This window comes from Enterococcus sp. AZ170, from assembly GCF_050545135.1.
Classification (GTDB): Bacteria; Bacillota; Bacilli; order Lactobacillales; family Enterococcaceae; genus Enterococcus_L; species Enterococcus_L ureilyticus.
Genome location: NZ_CP172947.1, coordinates 1,961,242 through 1,977,049, shown reverse-complemented (window position 1 = coordinate 1,977,049; position 15,808 = coordinate 1,961,242). Strand labels below are relative to the sequence as shown.

At 36.0% G+C, this 15,808-nt stretch carries 17 protein-coding genes and 1 other annotated feature (1 of these 18 cut by a window edge); of the genes, 13 read left to right on the top strand and 4 right to left on the bottom strand.

The annotated features are described in order from the left end of the window. Window positions 1-32 precede the first annotated feature (32 nt). Window positions 33-1,286, bottom strand: coding sequence for a hypothetical protein (locus IGJ55_RS09520; protein WP_430606239.1), 1,254 nt, complete (start codon window positions 1,284-1,286; stop codon window positions 33-35). Window positions 1,287-1,747: 461 nt separating this feature from the next. Here IGJ55_RS09520 and IGJ55_RS09515 point away from each other — a divergent pair, with 461 nt between their 5' ends. Then, complete coding sequence (locus tag IGJ55_RS09515) at window positions 1,748-2,125, top strand: YxeA family protein (RefSeq protein WP_207120544.1); 378 nt, start codon at window positions 1,748-1,750, stop codon at window positions 2,123-2,125. Between the two features lie 129 nt (window positions 2,126-2,254). Here IGJ55_RS09515 and IGJ55_RS09510 read toward each other — a convergent pair whose 3' ends face one another. The 3 genes from IGJ55_RS09510 to IGJ55_RS09500 form a co-directional block, all read right to left on the bottom strand. Then, complete coding sequence (locus IGJ55_RS09510; RefSeq protein WP_429949611.1) at window positions 2,255-2,545, bottom strand: hypothetical protein; 291 nt, start codon at window positions 2,543-2,545, stop codon at window positions 2,255-2,257. Beyond that, window positions 2,532-2,690 (bottom strand): hypothetical protein, encoded by a 159-nt coding sequence (locus tag IGJ55_RS09505; protein ID WP_430606238.1) that lies wholly within the window; start codon window positions 2,688-2,690, stop codon window positions 2,532-2,534. Before IGJ55_RS09505 ends, IGJ55_RS09510 begins: the two co-directional genes overlap by 14 nt. A 1,102-nt stretch (window positions 2,691-3,792) precedes the next feature. Further along, window positions 3,793-4,338, bottom strand: a complete 546-nt coding sequence (locus tag IGJ55_RS09500; RefSeq protein WP_207120541.1) for a DUF5067 domain-containing protein — start codon at window positions 4,336-4,338, stop codon at window positions 3,793-3,795. Between the two features lie 288 nt (window positions 4,339-4,626). Between IGJ55_RS09500 and IGJ55_RS09495 the strand changes: the two genes are divergently transcribed. The 12 genes from IGJ55_RS09495 (at window position 4,627) to tsaD (ending at window position 15,670) form a co-directional block, all read left to right on the top strand. After that, a complete protein-coding gene (locus IGJ55_RS09495) occupies window positions 4,627-5,580 on the top strand; it encodes a sugar-binding transcriptional regulator (RefSeq protein ID WP_429949614.1) in 954 nt (317 codons plus the stop codon). Window positions 5,581-5,783: 203 nt separating this feature from the next. After that, a complete protein-coding gene (locus IGJ55_RS09490) occupies window positions 5,784-6,581 on the top strand; it encodes an SDR family oxidoreductase (protein ID WP_429949616.1) in 798 nt (265 codons plus the stop codon). A 5-nt stretch (window positions 6,582-6,586) separates the two neighbouring features. After that, window positions 6,587-7,003, top strand: a complete 417-nt coding sequence (locus IGJ55_RS09485; protein ID WP_430606236.1) for a PTS sugar transporter subunit IIA — start codon at window positions 6,587-6,589, stop codon at window positions 7,001-7,003. 1 nt (window position 7,004) lies between these two features. Beyond that, entirely contained in the window at window positions 7,005-7,496 is a 492-nt protein-coding gene (locus IGJ55_RS09480; protein ID WP_069640856.1) for a mannose/fructose/sorbose PTS transporter subunit IIB, read from the top strand. A gap of 11 nt (window positions 7,497-7,507) precedes the next feature. After that, on the top strand, window positions 7,508-8,323 hold the full coding sequence (locus tag IGJ55_RS09475) for a PTS mannose/fructose/sorbose transporter subunit IIC (RefSeq protein ID WP_430606235.1): 816 nt from the start codon (window positions 7,508-7,510) through the stop codon (window positions 8,321-8,323). An 11-nt stretch (window positions 8,324-8,334) separates the two neighbouring features. After that, entirely contained in the window at window positions 8,335-9,195 is an 861-nt protein-coding gene (locus IGJ55_RS09470; RefSeq protein ID WP_430606234.1) for a mannose/fructose/sorbose PTS transporter subunit IID, read from the top strand. 21 nt (window positions 9,196-9,216) lie between these two features. After that, window positions 9,217-10,446, top strand: coding sequence for a zinc-binding dehydrogenase (locus IGJ55_RS09465; RefSeq protein ID WP_430606233.1), 1,230 nt, complete (start codon window positions 9,217-9,219; stop codon window positions 10,444-10,446). A gap of 294 nt (window positions 10,447-10,740) precedes the next feature. After that, window positions 10,741-12,777: a penicillin-binding transpeptidase domain-containing protein gene (locus tag IGJ55_RS09460; protein ID WP_430606232.1), complete on the top strand. Its 2,037-nt coding sequence runs from the start codon at window positions 10,741-10,743 to the stop codon at window positions 12,775-12,777. A 130-nt stretch (window positions 12,778-12,907) separates the two neighbouring features. Then, the gene (gene tsaB / locus IGJ55_RS09455; protein WP_430608148.1) at window positions 12,908-13,627 is read left to right on the top strand and encodes a tRNA (adenosine(37)-N6)-threonylcarbamoyltransferase complex dimerization subunit type 1 TsaB; all 720 of its coding nucleotides are present in this window, start codon (window positions 12,908-12,910) and stop codon (window positions 13,625-13,627) included. Beyond that, window positions 13,611-14,159 carry a ribosomal protein S18-alanine N-acetyltransferase gene (gene rimI, locus IGJ55_RS09450; protein ID WP_069640850.1) on the top strand — a complete coding sequence of 183 codons (549 nt, stop codon included), beginning with the start codon at window positions 13,611-13,613 and terminating at the stop codon, window positions 14,157-14,159. The genes tsaB and rimI (IGJ55_RS09450) overlap by 17 nt, the downstream gene beginning before the upstream one ends. A gap of 3 nt (window positions 14,160-14,162) precedes the next feature. Next, on the top strand, window positions 14,163-14,633 hold the full coding sequence (gene rimI, locus IGJ55_RS09445) for a ribosomal protein S18-alanine N-acetyltransferase (RefSeq protein WP_430606231.1): 471 nt from the start codon (window positions 14,163-14,165) through the stop codon (window positions 14,631-14,633). Further along, window positions 14,630-15,670, top strand: a complete 1,041-nt coding sequence (gene tsaD / locus IGJ55_RS09440) for a tRNA (adenosine(37)-N6)-threonylcarbamoyltransferase complex transferase subunit TsaD (protein ID WP_069640848.1) — start codon at window positions 14,630-14,632, stop codon at window positions 15,668-15,670. Before rimI (IGJ55_RS09445) ends, tsaD begins: the two co-directional genes overlap by 4 nt. 61 nt (window positions 15,671-15,731) lie before the next feature. Beyond that, window positions 15,732-15,808, top strand: a binding site (T-box leader) (it continues 129 nt past the right edge of the window).

The following is a 15,808-nucleotide window of genomic DNA, read 5'->3' as shown; positions in this document are numbered from 1 at the left end:
TCGGTCGGTATTTTTGTGCAAAGAAAAAGCCCTCACGATTGCGGGGGCTTGTTTAAGTCTGGTAAACTTTTTATGAAATTAGCATCTGAAGCAGAATATCTTTTTTTAGTCCCGTTTTTATCACCAGAAGTAAATTTAACATCAAAAAAATCACCATCAGAACATATCAAAGCATCTATAATTTTAGCATAACATCCGTCAATAAAGATTTCCTTGTTTAAGTATTGTTTTATGGCTTCGATCATTTTACTCACTTCTTTATTAGATTTTATATTTTCACCATTCGACTTTTCAATCTCATCATCTTCGTTATCAACTATCCATTTTGAAAAAAAATCACTTTTTTCTTTTTTTAGATACCATTGAATAGCCGCCGATGTAATTATTAAAATAAAGAACGAAATAAAAAATATTTTAATTCTATCTTCGGTTTTTTCAGGATTAAAAATATAAATAGAAATTGACCATGCAAAAACAAATTCATAATAAACAAATTTTATCATCTCGAATTTTGTAAGAACATCATCAGTAATTTTTTTACCTTCTATATTTTTTTGAGTAGAAAAAATACGGAGAATTGTTTTTGGAGTACATATAAAAGTAAATAATGTTGTAAGCATAGATATAGAAGCAAAAGTTTCTATACTAATTATTGAAAATATATATGAAATAAAGATTGCGATAAGTATAAAAGATAATTTTATACTCATTCGAGTTAATTTCTGTTTTGTTGAAATGTCTTTTTTTTGTAATGGTCTAGGTAAAAGTGAATTCAGTGAAAGTGAAATAGCTATAGGTAAAAGAAATAAGATCGTGATTGGAGCAATTATAGTTGAAAAGTTAGCAACAAGTTTTAAAAATACATATGGAGATAAAACTGGCATATTAAAATTAAAAGTAAGGGTAAAAATTTTTTGAATACCTACAAGTACAACGCTAAACCAAAATAGAGTAGCTATTAAAAGAAATAAAGATGTTGGAAGAATCGAGAGTAACAATAGTATATATTTATGTTTGAAAAAAAAAACTATTTTTCTTGTAAAAAAAAAGAGTAAGTAAATATTAATTATAAAGAATATAACTCCGCTGAAGAGTTCAAAAACTGTAAGTATTGTAGAGTGAAAATTATTTAAAATATTATTAAAAATAAATACTTCCAGAGCAAGAAATAGTAATAGTGCGAAGGGAAACATACAATAAAAAATTATCTGGTAATGATAGCTGTCTATGCTACCGTCCGAAAGTTTATTTTTAACCTTAAAGTATAACGATTTTAATTTTTGCAATTTTATCATATCCTTTTTTACTAATTATATACTATTTCCTACTAAATCGGCAATCCTATCCTCAACATCCACACTAAGCACCAGCAACCTATACAACTCCGCAGCATCCTCTAAACTCTCAAACTCCCAACGAGCCGCACCACTATTGCTTTGGCTAGTGTGATGATCGGGGCTTTAAAATTATTTATGGGATAGCGAAAATACCGACCCTAACCGGTCAGTATTTTTGACAACTCCATCCACCCACTAAAAACTAAAACAGAACACCTATCTATGCGTTTGTTACAATCATCATGCCGCCCTTTCATCGAGGCGGTTTTTTGTAAAAAATTTATAATTTGATACACCTATAGTGAGGCTATTTATAGAATAAAGTTACAAAATTGTTAGAAGAATACATGGTTAAAATTGTTTCCGTAGTGCTAAACTATACTAAATTAAATTATACGAGGTGAATCACTATGAAGAAAATACTTGGATTGATCGGACTTATTGCATTGTGCGCTATTGGTTACTTTGCTTTTGATTACTACAATCAAACATATAATACTACGGTAGCGTATGCGAAGGTTCCAACTGAGGTTCCTGAAATGTCAGATACTTTGGATATTGATGGTAAAAAGGTAAAAGATACTTACTCTTATAAGTACAAAGTCACGTTCGTGAAAGAAAACGGAGACAAACAAGAGATGGATTTTGAGTTGTCTGGGAAAACCCCAAAACCATTCGAATCAGGGGCATATATTAGAGCAGAAATAAGCAAAGAAAGAGTAAATAATCCAACTCAAATTTCGGAAAATGAAGTTCCGAACAAGGTGAGAAAAGAACTTAGTAAATAAAAATTTAAGCGAAAAGACCCTAGTGTTTGCAAGGGTCTTTTATTGTGTTCGGGAAAATTATAGCAAACTTATCTGATCCATATAAAAACCTCCTTACGTTAAGATACGCAAAGAGGGGAGGAAATTATTTTATGCAATTGATTTTAATGGTTTTAAGACAAACTCGCGTATAAAGCTATCAGGGTTTTTTACTGCAAATTTCTCGATCACAAATTTCTGACGATTATTATAATGACCAAAGGTAGCAACCTCGAACTTCCCGTCCTCAAGTAAAAGAATAAGGTTAGCGAGTTCTTTCTTACTGACAAGGCAATTGACATCAGCGAAAGCGGTATGCAACGTAAAACGCACTAGCATATCGGGGAACAACTTTATTACCCTAATCTTATCTACTACTGCAACATAGCTATTCTTGTTCATGATATTCACCCTCCTCAGCATTTAAGTAAAATATAAATTCATCCAACCCAACCTCATTAATTAGCCTCTGACCACAACCCCATATGTACTTTTGAAATTCTTGGTAGGTCAGTAGACCGGATTCGTATTCATCGATTATATTCACAAGATCACTCCATCTCACTATAATTCCACTGGTCAAATATATATTCCATACGCCTTGTTTCCATTTTAAAATCATCCAGGTTATAAACTTTTTTACTTGATAAAGTCAAATATTGATAGGGGTCAGTATATTCTAAAACAATAAAGTGGTCGATCTTCTCAAGCGGGAAAGCAGCTAAATAGTCTTTTTTCTTTATCTTAGGAAAGGACCATAGATTATAAATCGTTCCCTCTATGTTTAAGCGTTTAGAGGATACTTTTCGAAATGGGACCAGGTGCAACGAGTAAAAATATTGCGCTGGTCGTATATGCTCTTTTAAATGTACAGTTTTTACATATCTCATTATCATCACCTAAGCATATTATACAAACGTTTGTTCTCGTTTGTCTAGCGTGAGATACTTAACCAGTTGTAAAATGATTAGTAAATATGTTAAAAAGATAAAATATTAAGAGAGTGGATTTGAACTATAATATCGTTATTTTAAAAATGAAATTAGGAAGCATAAAAGAATTAAGAAATTTGTAACCATATGTAATTATATTCTTTTTATTAAGATAGGTAAGACGAAGGAAGGCAGATTTTCTAAGGATTTGCAATTATATGTACTTGTTATTTAAAATTAAGTAGGTGTCGCCATGTGTCTGATTAGATGATCGATTTATCAAGGCTTATAGGCCTTTTTTTTGTCTGAAAGTGAAAAATATAACGAGTGTGATCAGGGAATAGACGTGTTAAAATTGAGTGCAGAAGATGTTGTTGAATTAGAACAGGTTACAAAAGTCATTCCTTTTATAACGAGCCAGTAGGGGAAACAAATAAAGAACTGGAATGTATGGCTTATGATTTATTTACTGATCTGGCTGATTCAGGGCATTTTATTTCAGAAGAAGTGTGGATGAGTGAAGTTACTTTATACGCGTATATTGATTTAAAACGATTGTTTCCTCAGGTCAATTAATTTTTTGAAAGAAAATAGTTTTTTACAGATGAAACTATTTTGAAAAATACGTGAAAGTTTTTATACAAAAAAAGAGCATCAGCCATGATTCAATGACTGATGCTCTTTTTTTGAATCTAGAAAACGACTTGGAGGCACTTGCTATTTCAAATTGATTGTTTTTTCACCAAGCTCTTCTCCAGCCATTCCTTGCGTCGCTTTCAAAATGACAGGTGTTTGTGAATCATCTAGATCATAAGAAATAAGTGCTTTGGCTGTACCGCCAGGTTTAATGTCGTCTAGTTGATGTTCGGTGTATTGCGCAAATTTTTCATCTTGTGGAGTCATTCCAACAGTTAATTTATTGAGAACTTCTTCAGCTTCTTGAGTTAATGACATACAAGCAATCCAAACAGTTGAAGCTGAAATTAAATCCTTACTATCGTTTGTTACTTCATAGGTAATGGCCAGTTGCGGTTTTTCTCTAAGTAAATTTTCGTCAGCAGGTAAAACTTCAGTGGATAATATTTTAAGAGTAGCCATATCGATTTTTAAAGTGTCATCTTTAAAATAGACTTTTTCCATATTTTTTTCAGAACTTGAAGAATTATCTGCTTTTTTATCCTCTGTTGATGCTGTATTTCCACCACAAGCAACCAAGGTTGCACAACATAGAGTTAAGACTCCTATACTCACCAATTTTTTCATTCTTATATCCTCACTTTATCAAATAATAGTTACAGAAGACCCTATAAAATAAAAGCGATGTTCTTTTTTATAGGGACATTTTATTCTATACTACCTTGTATCTTGTTAAATAACAAGGTGACTTTTACTAGTAATGTGAGAATTGAAAAAATGCTGATGTTTCGGTCTATTGTTTGTTCCATTTTATAGTTAGTTATCTTTATTAAAAGTACGATGATTGTTCTTTTATCTTTCACAAATGTGATACCTATGATATATTTTGTTAAAAAGGGAAAAAGGAGTAATTGCATGGATGAAGAAAAATTATTAATCAGGATAGCAGAAATGTATTATCAAGAAGATAAAAATCAGAGTCAGATCTCAAAAGAATTAAATATTCACCGTACAACAATCAGTCGATTATTAAAACGATCAAGAGAGGAAGGGATCGTTAAAATTTCGATCAATTATGATCTTTCGGAGACGTATTCGTTGGAGCAAGCCTTAGAGCAACAATTTGGATTACATAAAGCTATTGTTGTACCAATTGCCATTGAGGCAAGTACACAGCAAAAAGAACAAGTGATTGGAAAAGCTGCTGCCGATTATTTATTTGAGCAATTAGAAACGGGGATGAATGTTGGTTTTTCATGGGGACATTCTTTAGCTTCAATGGTGAACGAAATGGGGCATACTGAATCAAAAGATATTGTTTGTCTGCCTATGATTGGCGGCCCATCAGGAAAATTAGCTAGTGAGTATCATGTCAATACTATTGCATACACTGCATCAAAAAAAATGGGGGCTAAAGCATTGATGATTGATGCACCTGCTATTCCTGAAACATTGGAACTTAAAGAGGCTTTGATGAAAAATGCCTTTAATCAGAAATTGCTTCAGTTATGGGAACAATTGGATATAGCGGTTTTCGGTATTGGAAGCCCTCATTTAAGCAAAAAGGATATTTGGCAAGCATTTTATGGTAAAGATATACTTAGTGAATTGGCAGAAAGAGATATCGCAGGAGATATTGTTTCTCATTTTTTTAATAGTGCAGGATTACCAATAGCTAGTGAATTAGATGATCGCATCATTGGCATCACCATTAATCAGTTGAGAGAAACGCCAATAAAGATTGGTATAGCTGAGTCAAAAGAAAAAGCGCAAAGCATTGTGGCTGCATTAAAAGGACAACTCTTGACGACCCTTGTAACTACTGAAGAAACAGCAAAAGAAATCTTGGCACAATCAAGAAAAAAATAATTCATTAAATTTGGTTCAATCAAGTTGAAACCCTAACTTTATAACGTTCTAGAAAACTAAAAAACTTAGTTCTCTAGGACGTTATTTGTGATTTAGGAATAACAAATGTGAAAAAGTGCTTGACATTGTGAAAGCACATACATATAATGAGTTTGTGATATCACATAAGTTAATATTAAATCACGAATGTGAGGAGTGTTCTGATGAGCTGGTTAGAAGTAGAGAAAAAAACGGTTATCGTAACAGGTGGATCTTCAGGTATCGGTGCGGCGATAGTCAAGGAATTGTGTCATTTAGGCGTCAAAGTAGTAAATACAGATTTGCAAGAAGGGACTTTTGAGCATGAAAACCTTTCTTTTATTCAAACGGATGTAACGACACGTGTATCTGTGGAACAAGCTGTTAAATCTACTATAGATATGTTTGGAAAAATTGATGCCTTGGTAAATAATGCGGGAATTAACATTCCAGCGCTGTTGGCAGATACAAATCAATTGGATAGTCCCTATGAATTAAATGACGCACTTTTTGAAAAGATGGTGAATATTAATCAAAAAGGCGTTTATCTAATGAGTCAAGCTGTTAGTCGATACTTAATCAAAGAAGGAGCTGGTGTGATTATCAATATGTCTTCTGAAAGTGGACTTGAGGGTTCAGAAGGACAAAGTTGTTATGCTGCAACTAAAGCGGCAATCAATAGCTTTACTCGTTCTTGGTCAAAAGAATTAGGCAAATTAGGCATTCGAGTAGTAGGGATTGCACCAGGTATTATGGAGGAAACGGGCTTACGGACAGCAAGTTATGAATCCGCTTTAGCTTATACGAGAGGAAAGACAGTGGACGAAATCAGAGCGGGCTACAGTCAAATAAGTACAATTCCACTGGGGAGAAGTGGAAAATTGGTTGAGGTGGCAGATTTAGTCGTTTATTTAATATCAGATCGTTCTAGTTATCTCAGTGGGGTGACAATCAATGTTGCTGGTGGGAAGACGAGGGGGTAACTTGAATGACAAAAGTAGTGCTAGTAGCGCACGGAAAACTTGCTTTAGAGATGAAAAACTCTGCTGAAATGATTTTTGGTCAATTATCTCATTTTTCTGCGATTGAATTTTCCAAGCATGATGGATTAGAAAGCTTGTCTGAAAAAATAATGAAAGACCTTAAAAAATCAAATGAAGAAACGCTGCTTATTACGGATCTTTTCTGCGGCACACCTTACAATGCTAGCTGTAGTATTTGTATGAAAGAACCAACACTGCAGATCGAAGTGATTTCAGGTATGTCATTACCAATGGTGTTGGAAGTAGCGGCTATGATTGATGCAACACCGCTCAGTCAAGTCGTTAACATAGTGAAAGAAGCTGCGGCTGAAACTGTAAAATCATTTAAAGAACAAGTTATTAAAGACGAGGAGGAATTTTGAGATGGAAATAAAATTAGCAAGAATCGATGATCGATTGATCCATGGACAAGTAGCAACTGTTTGGGCTAAAGAAGCAGGAGCTCAACGAATCATCGTTGTTAGCAAAGAAGTAAATGAAGATGAGATCCGCAAAACCTTAGTTAAACAAGCCGCACCTCCAGGGATCAAAGTCAATATTGTTGACGTAGAAAAAGCCATCAAAGTGTATCAAAATCCTAAATACAAAACAGAAACAGTGTTCTATTTATTTACGAATCCTAGCGAAGTTGTAGCATTAGTTAAAGGTGGGGTCCCATTAAAGACAATCAATATCGGCGGTATGCAATTTAGAAATGGTAAGACACAGATCACGAAAGCCATCTCTGTTAGTCAAAGAGATATAGAGGCATTCTATGAGCTGAAAGAATTAGCAGTTACGTTAGATTGCCGTGTTGTTGCAACAGATCCTAAAATCGATTTTGAAGGGAAATTAAAAGAAGCAGTTACGAATTAAGGAGGAGCAAAATGGCGTTATCGATAATTCAAATTGTACTGATTTTTATCTTTTCATGTGTTGCGGGTATGGGGAGTGTTTTAGATGAATTTCAAACCCATCGCCCTTTAATTGCATGTACCATTGTTGGATTGATTTTAGGTGACCTGACAACAGGAATTATTTTAGGTGGAACATTAGAGCTGATTGCTTTAGGTTGGATGAATATTGGCGCGGCACAATCACCAGACTCTGCTTTGGCAAGTGTGATTGCGACAATCTTAGTAGTAGTCGGGCATCAGGACATTCAAGCCGGTATTGCAATTGCTTTGCCAGTGGCCGCAGCAGGCCAAGTTTTAACAGTAATTGCTCGGACGATTACGGTCGCTTTTCAACACGCTGCGGATAAAGAAGCCGAGACGGCAGCTTTTAACAAAATTATTTTTCTTCATTTTAGTGCATTATTTGTTCAAGCGCTACGTGTAGCGATTCCTGCGACGATTGTTGCCATATTTGTTAGTGCGGAAATGGTCAATAAAATGTTGGCAATGATTCCAGAAGTCGTTACAGGTGGGCTGGCAGTAGCTGGCGGCTTTATTGTGGTAGTCGGGTATGCCATGGTTCTAAATATGATGAGTGTAAAATACTTGATGCCATTTTTCTATTTAGGGTTTGTTTTAGGTGGCTATTTGGAATTTAGTTTGCTTTCATTTGGTGTGATTGGTTTAATCACTGCATTGATTTATGTTCAATTGAATCCTAATTTTACTAAGTCACTCACCTTACAACCAAACGAACAGATGGTTTATTCAGGAGCAATTGTTGCAGACGATGAATTAGATGATTAGGGAGGAAAAAAATGGAGACAATAGTGAGCGAAACGATTGAGGAGCAGCCCTTACAATCCGTCATCACAAAAAAAGATTTAATGATGACGTTTGTTTTTTCAAACTTTCAACAAGCATCTTTTAATTATGAACGGATTCACGCACTTGCTTTTTGCGTAGACATGATTCCGACAATCAAGAGAATTTACCATACAAAAGAAGAACAGTCGGAAGCGCTAAAACGACATTTAACATTCTTTAATACAACACCAGCTGTCTGTGGTCCTGTGATTGATGTAACGATTGCGATGGAAGAAGCCAAAGCAAGTGGCGCTGATATCGATGATGGTACGATCAACAGTTTAAAAGTGGGCTTGATGGGTCCGTTAGCAGGTGTGGGCGATCCCTTAGTTTGGGGGACTCTGCGTCCGATTGCAGCAGCAATCGGTGCCTCACTTGCTTTGTCTGGGAATATTTTGGGTCCTATTCTCTTTTTTATAGCTTTTAATGCCGTTCGTCTGAGCATGAAATGGTTTGGTTTAACTTATGGATTCAGAAAAGGTTTAGACATCGTTAAAGATCTGTCAGGTAATCTTTTGCAGAAATTGACGGAAGGTGCGACCATTTTAGGGCTATTTATCATGGGTGTCCTTGTGACTAAGTGGACAACGATCAATATCCCTTTAGTTGTGTCAAAAACACCTGGACAAGATGGAAAAATGATTGTTACGACAGTTCAAAATGTGTTGGATGATTTAGTTCCTGGGCTGTTAGCCTTAGGATTGACCTTGTTAATGATGAAATTATTGAAGAAAAAGGTAAGCCCGATTGTATTGATTTTTGTTTTATTCGCAGTGGGAATTGTAGGGTATGGATTAGGTCTTTTAAATTAAAATAGTTGGAGGTATTTTAGGATGGAAACAAAAGCAGTCCGTTTATATGGAAAAAAAGATTTACGCTTAGAAGCGTTTGAATTACCTGAAATTAAAGAGGATGAAATTTTGGCCTCTGTTGTGACAGATAGTATTTGCATGTCTACATGGAAACTGGCTAATCAAGGTCAAGAACACAAAAAGGCACCGCAAGATTTAGAGCACAACTCAATTATTATTGGGCATGAGTTTTGCGGTGAGATCTTAGAAGTGGGTAGTAAATGGCAAGGGAAATACCAAGCAGGAGAGCGCTACGTAGTACAAGCAAACCTTCAATTGCCAGATCGTCCAGATTGTCCAGGATATTCCTATGCCTATACAGGAGGAGATGCAACGTACATCATTTTATCGCGAGATGTTATGGAGCAGGACTGCTTAATTCCATATAAAGGAGAGACTTACTTTGAAGGCTCATTGATCGAACCTTTATCATGTGTGATTGGCGCATTTGAAGCAAATTATCATTTGATTGAAGGCTCTTATGAACATAGAATGGGAATCAAATCAGATGGTCATCTACTAATTATGGGCGGTACCGGTCCAATGGGCTTATTAGCAATCGATTATGCCTTGCATGGGCCGACCACACCTAAAAAAATTGTGATCACGGATATGAGTGACGAAAAATTAAAACGTGCTGAAAAATTATATCTAAGTCAAAATGGTATTGAAGTGACATATCTCAATGTAAAAGAGTTAGAAAATCAAGTTGAGGTTCTAAAACAAACGGTTTCTGGAGGATTTGATGATATTTTTGTAATGGTTCCTGTTTCGGACGTTGTCGCGGATGCTTCTAAATTACTGAACCCAGATGGCTGTCTGAACTTCTTTGCAGGGCCGCAAGACAAATCATTTTCAGCACCAATCAATTTCTATGATGTACATTATTCATTCACTCATTATGTTGGAACTTCAGGTGGAAATACAGAGGACATGCGCAAGGCTGTTGAACTGATTGAAAAAAAACAAGTAAAAGTTGCCAATGTCGTCACGCATATTTTAGGGTTGGATGCGGTAGCCGAGACAACCTTGCATCAACCAGAAATTGGTGGAGGGAAGAAGTTAGTTTACACACATTTGTCTTCTAAATTACTTCCATTAGCGGAAATGGAAAACCATAATGCTCAATTAGCTGATATCCTTCACAAGACTGATGGTATTTGGAGTAAAGAAGCAGAAGAATATGTACTAAAGAGTTTTAATAGAATTTAAAATATACAAGGAAAGTCATTCGTAAAATACGAGGCTTTCCTTTTTTAGGGTTAAAAGCTATGGCTTTCATAAAGTTTTTTGCTACCATAATTTTTTTGACTATACCTGCAAATGAATAGATGAAAACATTATTGTATCGCTGACTATAAATAAAATTGTACTTATAATATTTATCAGCGCAAAAAAAGTCGAATTATTTATAATTTTGATAAATACTTCTTTTTTCTATCATAGATTTAGATGAATAAGGTATAATGAATAGATAGAAAGAAACAAGATTTGGGGGATTGGAAAATGGAAAGAGTGACCAAAAAAAAAGGAAATAAACCAGTGATCATAGTGATTAGCGCTGCCGCAGCTGTAATAGTTTTGGCGGGAGGTTATTTTGCTTATAGTTCGTGGCAGAAAAATCAAGAGTTGAATAAAGCAGAAAAATCGGCGAAGTCTTTTTTAAACTATCTTTCAAAACAAGAATTTGAGCAATTACCTGAATTACTAAATGAAACTTCTGTAAAAGAAAGTGGTTATGATGATGCCAAAGTTGTAGAAAAATACCAAACGATTTTTTCTGGTATTCAAGCGCAAGGAATCAAGAGCAAAAACATCAAAGTCACCCAAGAAAAAGAAGGAAAATACACATTTACTTACAATTTAGAGATGACTACGCCACTTGGCAATCTGACAGATTTATCCTATAAAACAACGATCCAAAAGGATACTGACACATATAAAATCAACTGGGCGCCTAATCTGATTTTCCCTGAAATGACAGGACAAGACAAAATTTCGATTGGGGTAGATGCAGCAAACCGAGGAGAAATCATCGATCGCAATGGAGAAGGCTTAGCTGTCAACCAAGCTTTTGATCAAGTAGGCATTGTACCTGGGAAACTAGGAGAAGGACAAGAAAAAACGAATAATATCAAAGCATTTAGTGATCAGTTCAAGATTTCTGTAGATGAAATCGAACAAAAACTCAAGCAATCATGGGTCCAAGCGGATTCTTTCGTACCGTTAACAGTCTCTTTTGAACCAGTTACGACTTTGCCAAAAGGAGCTGCCTCTCAGGATGCGACTGTTCGTTATTATCCATTGAAGGAAGCATCTGCGCAATTGGTTGGCTATGTTGGCACAATCACAGCAGAGGACATTGAGAAAGACCCAACTTTAAGTAGTAATGGCGTTGTTGGGAAAGTTGGTTTAGAGCAGGCTTATGATAAACAATTAAGAGGACAAGACGGCGGTAGTATCACGATTACTCAGGAAGACGGTACACCAAAAAGTGTCCTTCAGCAAGTGGATAAAAAGGATGGCGAAAAAATCCAGTTGACGATTGATAAGAATGTACAATCTCAAGCCTATAACATTTTCAATAATCGTCCAGGAAGTGCTGTGATCATGGCCCCTCAACAAGGCGATTTATTAGCAGCAGCTAGTTCACCATCCTTTGATCCAAATAAGATGGCGAATGGCATTTCTCAAACGGATTATGATGCGTATGCAACCAATGAAAACTTACCATTTACTGCCCGATTTGCGACAGGATATGCGCCTGGATCGACCTTTAAGACAATCACCGGCGGAATTGGCTTAGATGCCGGCACCTTAAAACCAGAAGAAGAAATTGCAATCAATGGCTTGAAATGGCAAAAAGATGCATCTTGGGGGGATTACTTCGTGACCCGAGTTAAAGAAGCTAGCCCAGTAAATTTAAGAACAGCATTAGTCAATTCTGATAATATTTATTTTGCAGAACAAACCTTACGGATGGGTGAAGAAACATTCAGAACAGGTCTGGACAAATTTATCTTTGGCGAAAAACTAGATTTGTCGATCCCGATGAATCCAGCACAAATCTCGAATGAAGATAAATTTAATTCGGAAATTTTATTGGCAGATACAGGATATGGTCAAGGACAACTGTTAGTGACACCGATTCAACAGGCTGCTATGTATACTGTTTTCCAAAATGAAGGGAAACTTGTTTATCCGAAAATTGAACTGAATAAAGAAACAAAAGTGAAAGAAAATGTGATCAGTGCAAATGCAGCGAATACAATTGTGACTGATTTGTTAGGTAGCGTAGAAGATGAAACGGGATACGTTCATAATATGTATAATCCAGATTTCTCTTTAGCAGCCAAAACTGGAACTGCCGAAATCAAAGAGAAGCAAGATACAGTCGGGAAAGAAAATAGCTTTCTTTTAGCGATGGATCGCAGTAATAATAAATTCTCTGCGATGATCATGGTAGAAGATTCTCGAAAAAATGATACGGCAACCAATATCAGCAAACCGTTGATTGATTATTTAGAAGCGAATAGCAACTAATCAATCAAGCGAGAGGTAAAGCGCAACAAGCGATTTTGCCTCTTTTTGCTTTTAATTCTTCATGTTTTTACGAAAGAATAAAAATATGCTACAATAGACCAACTAGATGATGAAAGAAAGGGACTTTTTTGTGCGGATTTTAGCAATCGATACCTCGAATCAAACGTTGGCAGTTGCAGTTTGTGAAGAGAAGAAACTATTAGGACAATATACAATCACCGTAAAACAAAACCATAGCTTAACTTTGATGCCTACAATCACACGATTAGTAAAAGATATTGGGTTGACACCTACTGACATTGATCGAATCGTTGTGGCTCAAGGACCAGGTTCTTATACAGGCTTACGAATTGGTGTAACGACAGCGAAAACACTTGCGTATACACTAAAGAAAGAATTAGTTGGTGTTTCAAGTTTAAAGACCTTAGCTGCCAATTGTGTGCGGATTGAAGGCCCCATTATTCCAGTATTTGATGCCCGAAGAAATAATGTTTACACTGGGGCTTATGAATATGTTGATGGCAAGTTGAAGATGATCAAAGCAGATCGCCATAGTGCAATAGACGTGTGGTTAGAAGAATTAAAAGAATTTGAACAAGTTTATTTCGTTGGAGAAGATGTTGAAAAATTCCGTGTTCAAATCGAATCAGTATTACCCCATGCACAGATCAATCCAATTACTCAGTGGCAAATTCCCAGTGGTGTGACTCTTGCGGAAATTGGTGGAGAAGCGGAGCCAGAACCAGAAATTCACCACTTTTTGCCTAATTATTTAAAACGTGTGGAAGCAGAAGAAAATTGGCTAAAAGAACATACATCAGAGGTAGAAAATTATGTTGAAAAAATTTAATCTTTTTCATAGTATTCTAGGAAAATTCTTTAAAAATCGACCCTATGATGCCAGAACGGTCGAAATTTCAAAGCAAGAATATTTTATACGTGCAATTGTACTTGATGATATCAAAGATCTTCTTTCGATTGAAAGAGAAGTCTATGCTGGGGAATTACCTTGGACAAAAACAGCATTTTTGATGGAACTTCAAGCAGCAGAGCCGCACTTATATTTACTTATTCAAAAGGATGAGCAAACGATTGGTTTTGTTGGATGTCGGATATTTGGTAAAGATGCGCACATTACAAATGTCGCTGTTTTGACTCAATATCAAGGAAATGGAATTGGTAGTTTTTTGATCAGAGAGGTCCAGGAATTTGCAAGAGTCAACGATTGTCAAACAATTTCTTTAGAAGTAAGGATCAGCAATAAAAATGCTCAACGTGTATATCGGAAACTGGGTTTTGTTTCGAATACGATCAAACCAGCCTATTATTCGGAAAATAAAGAAGATGCATTAGAAATGATGTTACACTTAAAAGAAGAGTGAAAGATGTATTATTCAAAAGAACAATTACCAGTAAATCAGGCGGCGGAAAAACTTTGGACTTTAAGCAATCAGTCATACAGCAATGGTTCGCCGTGGTCCCTAGAACAATTTAGCCTTGACTTAACTCAAAAAACGAGTGATTATCTTGTGCTGATCGATCAAGAACAATGGCTTGGTTTTGTCAGTTATCACTTGGTTTTAGATGAAGTGGAGATCACTCATGTTGTGATCAACAAAGATTTTCAACACCAAGGGTATGGTAGTCGATTAATCGATCAACTGATCCAACGCTTTGTTGAACAAAACGTTTCTCAGGCTTTTTTAGAAGTACGTGTGTCTAATTCAAAAGCACAAAAATTATATGAAAAAAAAGGATTCAAACCCATCAACCGTCGAAAAAATTATTATAGTCATCCTAAAGAAGACGGAGTGGTCATGTGTTTAACTGTTAAGGAAGTGAAAATGAGTCAATGACTTTTTTTAATAAGGAAAGAAAATTAATACTCGCTATTGAAAGTAGTTGTGATGAGACGAGTGTTGCCATTATTGAAGATGGTTCCCTGATATTGTCGAATGTCGTAGCTTCTCAAGTCAAAAGTCATCAGCGTTTTGGCGGTGTGGTGCCAGAGGTGGCTAGTCGTCATCATGTGGAAGAGATTACATTATGTATTGAAGACGCTTTGACAACAGCGGATGTCAAACCCAGTGAATTGAGTGGGGTTGGTGTTACTTATGGCCCAGGCTTGGTTGGGGCGTTATTGATTGGGATTTCGGCTGCTAAAGCATTTGCTTGGGCACACGATTTACCGTTGATTCCAGTGAATCATATGGCTGGCCATATTTATGCAGCCCAATTTGTAGAACCGTTGCAATTTCCCTTAATGGCACTATTAGTGAGTGGCGGTCATACAGAACTGGTTTACATGAAAGAAACAGGCTCATTTGAAATCGTCGGCGAAACACGAGATGATGCAGCTGGTGAAGCGTATGATAAAGTGGGTAGAGTTTTAGGATTAAGCTATCCGAGTGGGAAAGAAATCGATAACTTAGCGCATCAAGGTCAAGATACTTATCAATTTCCACGAGCAATGATTAAGGAAGATAATTATGATTTTAGTTTTAGCGGGTTGAAAAGTTCCTTCATCAATACAGTTCATAATGCGCAGCAACGAGATGAGGAATTAGTGATTCAAGACTTAGCGGCAAGTTTTCAGGAGAGTGTCATTGACGTTTTAGTAGCCAAAACAATTCGTGCTTGCCAAGAGTATCCAATTAAGCAGCTAGTGATGGCCGGTGGTGTCGCAGCGAATCAAGGCTTACGTGATCGGCTAAGAGCAGAAGTTACAAAAAAACTACCAGGAGTAACCTTTATTGTGCCACCGCTTAGATTATGTGGTGACAATGCGGCGATGGTCGGAGCTGCGGCTTTTGTTGAAGCAGAAAAGGGTCATTTTGCCGATTATCAATTAAATGCTGATCCTAGTTTGACCTTTATGACTATTAAAGAGTAAAAATCAACAACCAAACACTAGGCATAGCGATAAATATTTGCTATAATAAATCCAGTTTCATATTGATTCATTGAAAAAGAGAGTACTTCATTAGAATTAACCAAGCGATTTCGGGAGGGTGAAAGCCGAAGATAATCA